Origin of the sequence: Roseibium sp., assembly GCF_025698965.1 — a bacterium.
Classification (GTDB): domain Bacteria; phylum Pseudomonadota; class Alphaproteobacteria; order Rhizobiales; family Stappiaceae; genus Roseibium.
The window spans coordinates 1-5,287 of the sequence record NZ_JAILWL010000457.1 but is presented as its reverse complement, the minus strand read 5'-3'; the positions used below and the strand labels follow the sequence as shown (position 1 = coordinate 5,287).

3 protein-coding genes and 2 pseudogenes are annotated in these 5,287 nt (G+C 53.9%); 2 read left to right on the top strand and 3 right to left on the bottom strand.

From position 1 onward, the window contains the following. The 3 genes and pseudogenes from K5905_RS26895 to K5905_RS26885 form a co-directional block, all read right to left on the bottom strand. On the bottom strand, positions 1-2,982 hold a 2,982-nt coding region (locus K5905_RS26895; protein ID WP_297590026.1), incomplete at its 3' end, for a hypothetical protein. Further along, a complete protein-coding gene (locus K5905_RS26890; RefSeq protein WP_297590024.1) occupies positions 2,975-3,838 on the bottom strand; it encodes a hypothetical protein in 864 nt (287 codons plus the stop codon). The genes K5905_RS26895 and K5905_RS26890, both read right to left, overlap by 8 nt. 444 nt (positions 3,839-4,282) lie before the next feature. Then, positions 4,283-4,654 (bottom strand): annotated as a pseudogene (locus tag K5905_RS26885) (transposase); the annotation flags it as partial. Between K5905_RS26885 and K5905_RS26880 the strand changes: the two are divergent. Both K5905_RS26880 and K5905_RS26875 read left to right on the top strand, forming a co-directional pair. Further along, positions 4,645-4,880, top strand: a pseudogene (locus tag K5905_RS26880) (hypothetical protein); the annotation flags it as partial. The pseudogenes K5905_RS26885 and K5905_RS26880 sit on opposite strands and share 10 nt — an antisense overlap. Before the next feature lie 100 nt (positions 4,881-4,980). Beyond that, positions 4,981-5,283 (top strand): WGR domain-containing protein, encoded by a 303-nt coding sequence (locus K5905_RS26875; RefSeq protein WP_297590022.1) that lies wholly within the window; start codon positions 4,981-4,983, stop codon positions 5,281-5,283. Positions 5,284-5,287: the final 4 nt, after the last annotated feature.

Here is a 5,287-nt window from a genome sequence, read left to right as displayed (position 1 = left end):
AATGTCATGCCCGGTGTCACCGCCCCTGAACACGAACGTATCCGACCCGCTGCCGCCATAAAGCGTGTCTGCGCCGGCTCCGCCGATGAGACGATCGGCACCATCATAGCCATAGAGCGTGTCTGATCCGGCTTCCCCATCAATGGTGTTGTCGACGCTCGAACCCCAGACAACGTTGTTGCCGGCGCCCATTTTCGCATGTTCGAAAGCGCCCTGGTTCAGGGAGTATTGGCGGTCATCGCTGCTGGTGTAGATCAGGGTGTCAATGCCCGCATCACCCGAGAACCAGGCATCCTCGGCGTCCGCATAGATCGTGTCGTCGCCGTCCTGGCCTTGAAGCGTGTCCGCGCCTTCGCCGCCATCAATGATATCGTTGCCGTCGCCCGCCTGGACAAAATCGTCGCCGTCTTCCAGATAGATCTCGTTGTCGCCATCCGTGCCCCAGACCTTGTTGTTGCCGGATCCGGCATAGATGTTTTCGAACGCCCCCTGACCGAGCGCATATTCAAAATCGTCCGCGCTGGTGTAGATCAGCGTATCAATGCCGGCGTCGCCGGAGAACCAGACATCGTCCGCATCGGCATAGATCGTGTCGTCGCCATCCTGGCCCTGGAGCGTGTCCGCGCCTTCACCGCCGAAGATGATGTCATTGCCGTCACCTGCCTGGACAAAATCGTCCCCCCATTCGACGCGGATCTCGTTGTCGCCGCTGGTTCCCCAGATCTTGTCGTTGCCATCGTCGGTTGAGACGTTCTCGAAACCGCCCTGGGCAAGGGAATATTCAAAATCGTTCCAGTCGGTGTAGATCAGCGTGTCGGTTCCCGCATCGCCGGAGAACCAGACATCGTCGCGATCGGCATAGATCGTGTCATTCCCCTCACCGCCGGTCAGGGTGTCGGCACCATCACCGCCATCGAGAACATCATCGCCATTGCCTCCGTCCAGAGTATCGGCGTCGCCCCCGCCTTCCAGATAGTCATTGCCGGCTTCGCCTCTCAGGGTATCGCTGCCGCCTTCACCACGCAGCCAGTCGGCTTCCTGGGTGCCGGTCGCAACGTCGTCACCACCCAATCCGTTCCACGTTGCCCCTTCCCCATTGCTTCCAGGGCTCAGATCAGGAGTATCGTTGCCATCGGTTCCAGGTGCCCAGTTCGCCAGATCCTCAATGAAGATGCCGAACGCACCAACCTGAAAGTCCTTGATGACAAAATGTGCATTCAGCGCAATCCAGTGTGCCCCTAAATCCTGGTTATCAAATTCTCCTATGCCAGCCCACCAGCGGACGGAAAAGCCATAGAGGTCGGCCCCTTCCTGATAATAGGCAATCTGGCCCATTTCATTTTTGTCACCCATCTGGCGAGTTAGGTAGATATCGGTTCCATCAAAGCTGTAAGTGTCGAAGTCGCGGGAGTTGCTGAACTCCACAAGCTGGTGGCCATCGATGGAATATTCGATGACGACCTCAATGTCAGGGTTCTCCACTACCTCCTCAAAATTGGAGCCGACGATCGGCACGCTTACGAAAATCTCGCCCGATCCATCTTCATCGACAATCTCGTCGATTTTGGTGAAAGTGCTCGTGTCCAAATAAACGTAGTCGTCAGCGAAGGCGCCCCCGGGCAACTGATCGCCGGGCTCATAAAACGCTTCAGGGAAAAATGCATCAAAGTTGTTCCGCAACTCCTCCAGGCTGGCATTGGCCCAGTTGGTGTTGTCGGTCATGACGCGCTCATTGGAGAAAATGTAATAGCTGTCATAGCCAAGGCCGCCATTGAGAATGTCGGTCGCTTCGTCATCGTAATAGGCTGTCGTATCAATGCTTGAAATCAGATCACCGGCCGGATCGGTGGGAAGGTTGCCAATTTTTGCACCCCCGAGAAGGATATCGTTGCCATCCCCGCCGAAAACAAAGTCCCGTCCTTCGCCACCGAAAAGCGTGTCGTTTCCCCGGTCGCCGTCAATCAGGTCGCTGTTCGCGCCGCCGGACACAAAGTCGTCGCCATCGCCGGCGTTGACAACAAATGATTCCTGAAAGATTTCCCTCGGATATCCATCTTCCCGGTCCAAAATGTCATCTTCGTGAGTGCCGACATCCCACCAATAGTCCTGGGTACTCAGTGCATTCGGATCCAGAAGGAAGTCGGCGGACGGATTGAACCCATCGGCTTCATCAAGCTGGTAATAACTCCGGAAGAAGTTATCCAGCTCTCTTATGAGCGCCGTATGGTCCGTGACCAGGCCCTCGGGGCCAAAGGCGGCAACCATAATTGCCTCAAAGGGTTCATTTAGCGCGGCCTCGTAGGCGGCCTGAACCGATGCCTGCATCATGGCGATGAGGTCATAGGTACCGGTGCTGTGCTTGAAGATTTTTTCACCTTGGCCTTCAACTGTTCCGGGTACTGCCTCATCCGTGAGAAGCCATTCATCAAAGAAACGGTTGACGCCAAAAAACGGAAACAGCAACGTCCCGGCCCACCCGGCATAATCTCCTTCCGAGCCTCCATGACCTGGCAGGTTCTGGAAAACCGAGGAAGCCGCCGCCCCGCCATCGAGAGCTCCAAGCCCCTCGATGGAAGGAAGATTTCCATATTCGATAATATCTTCAAGCAGTTTCAGCCCGATATCGTTGGACGCCGATTGGCCTTCGTTTTGCGCGCCTTGAAAATCAGCCGGATCTCCACCACGAAGTTCATATTGGATGCGGGTGTATTCGTGAATGAATGCCGCGAAAAAGCCCTCCTGATTATTCACATCTGCCGCGCCGTTGATCCAGTACCAGACCTCGGGCGTAACACCCTCCTTGGGCCCGTCGCCATCGGAGATGAACTCCAGGATTTTTTGGTAGATCGGGACGGCCAAGCCAACCTGGTACTCGTTCTGCTGGTATTGCGCTTCGACCGATGCCTGGAGAGCCTTAAGCTCCGCCAGTTGCTCCTCGGTGAAGGTATAACCGCCGTCGCCACGCGTAAAATCACTACTCATTTGTTGAGTTTCCTTCTTGTTTTACAATCTTAAAATCGAGATGCGGAACGCGTGCGCCTTCGATGGTGTCGCGAAGCAAGCGGTCGAACTGGATTAGTCGATACGGCGGGATGTAGGCCTCGTTGTAATCCGTTACAGAGACGACGAGCCCCGGCAGATAGCTGTAACCGAAGCTGCAATCGTCTCTGGAAGAATCCGCCCCAAATGCACCAAGACATTTTGCGAAAAAGGGCTTCCCCAACGGGGTCGTATACCGATTGGGAATGGCCATGTAACTTACAGGCCAGACTTTCTCCGAATGCTTCCTTTGGGGAGCCCAACACGCCCGCAGATCACCTGCAATGATCCTGGAGTGTTTATATTTTCGACAAATGTTGAAAAAGTTCTGGAACATATTATCCCAGGGATAGTCGTCGCCGGTTATAATTGGTGTCCTGACCATAACCCTGCCGGTACCACGAATCCCAAGCTTGCCAAGTTTCTGCTCCGTGGTAGCAGTGCCAAGGAATGATGAGAGCCCTAAAATTTTCTCTATATGCAGCGGATTTCCGGGGCACCCTTCAGGGGCGTGAGGATTGGTGGGCGGTGTGACTGGCTCGCGCCTGTCCGTGTCATATATCCACAAACGATCGAGAAACAGCGCGAACGCATACCCGGTCAGAAGGCGGACATAGATTTTACCTTCCGCATCCGTCGGGCAAAGATCCGGGTCAAACTCAATATGTTTTGCGGGAACGTATCCCGTTCCTTTTGTGTCACCAGACTTGGTTCCATTGCCAAAGCCTGCCAAGTCCATGAGCAATTTTGCAATGACAATGGTGACAGCCAGAGATATGAAAATAAGAGGCCGTCGCATCGAGGTCCCAGTTCCAATATTTGTTTGAAAGCCGTACCTGGAGTTGGACTACCTATAAAGTGTTCTGGATAAATTTACTTCCCTGAATTGCAAAAGCTGTGGAAATTAACTTCCTGGACACAGGTCAAGAATCGCAGAACAAGACACATGAGCAATAACAGGTGATATTTTACTTTTATCCGCACAAAAAAACATGATGCTGTTTTGAGGGGTACCCCCGCATTCAACTATCAGGAGGCGGTGTTTTCCCCCTAACATGGCACGATTAGATCCCCCTCGCAGTCGTGCTGTCGCGAACATCGGCCAAGTCAGCGCCTCCTTTTTTACACCTCAGAGTCAGACTTCAGCCAAAGCAGCAGGAAAATGAGCGAACTAAGAACCTGTGATCCGACAGGACATTCAGGGCTGCAAGTTCTGGATTTTGTCAGCTTTACTGATTCTTCCTCAAAGTGTGTGGTTCAACGGGACAAACGGGAGCAATCTTGCCCGCATCAATTCTGGACCTGCGCGGCCATACATTGCTCGTTTCAGGTTCTTGAGGCGGTTGATCTGCCCTTCGGTTTGGCCGTTGCTCCGTGGAAGTTCGATGGCATTCTTCACGGCATCGAGATCGCGGTGAAGAACCTTGGCAAAGCGCACCATTTCGGCCAGTACGGTGTCAATTGCATTGTCGATCCACTGCTCCAGCAACTCCGGGTTCTTGCCGCGAAGGAATCCCCGAAAGCGCATGGCCAGGCCCATCATTTTGGCAAAAGCCGCTGAGCCGTGCTTGAGTGCATCGACCTTTCGCGCTTGGACCAACGGTCCAGGTCGAACGAATGAGCCGGACGATCAAGGATGCGACCGTCAAGCGTACCACTACGTGAGCCACGAACAGCTCCGCGAGCACCTCGGGACTTTCCTTGACGCATACGACTTCGCTAACCGCCTGAAGCCCCTCAAAGGTCTGACCGTATTTGAATTCATCACACAGCAGTGGACTTCACAGCCAGAGCGTTTCAGACTTCATCCAAACCAATTCATCCCGGGACCGAACATTTAGTACAGCTCCACGCAGCATCGATCGTTTCCTTGAATCGATGTGACAGGATCGATTCAGAACATTCATTAGAATTGTTCCGAGTTTTGCGGGAAACTTGGGCATGACCGAAAGCGATCCACAATTGGTACTGCATCGTATTGACCCGCAGAAAAACATGCAGCGCTATTATGCGATGACTGTTCAACCCAATCTGCTGGGAGGAGCCTCTCTCATTCGCTCCTGGGGGCGGATTGGAAACCACGGCCAGCTCAAGGTGGACTTGTTCGATGACGAAGCTGCCGCGCTTCGTGCCCGAGACCGGCTCACGCAGACAAAGCTACGGCGCGGCTATATTGCGCAAGAGGCAGTCAGTGCAGTTTCGCCCCAACCCCTAATTCTTCAATCTGTATCATCTGTGCGGTGATCAA

What these genes read in the sequence shown, in the direction of transcription:
- K5905_RS26875 (WP_297590022.1), top strand. Translation starts at nt 4,981, where the DNA reads ATGACCGAAAGCGATCCACAATTGGTACTGCATCGTATTGACCCGCAG.
- K5905_RS26890 (WP_297590024.1), bottom strand. Translation starts at nt 3,838, where the DNA reads ATGCGACGGCCTCTTATTTTCATATCTCTGGCTGTCACCATTGTCATT.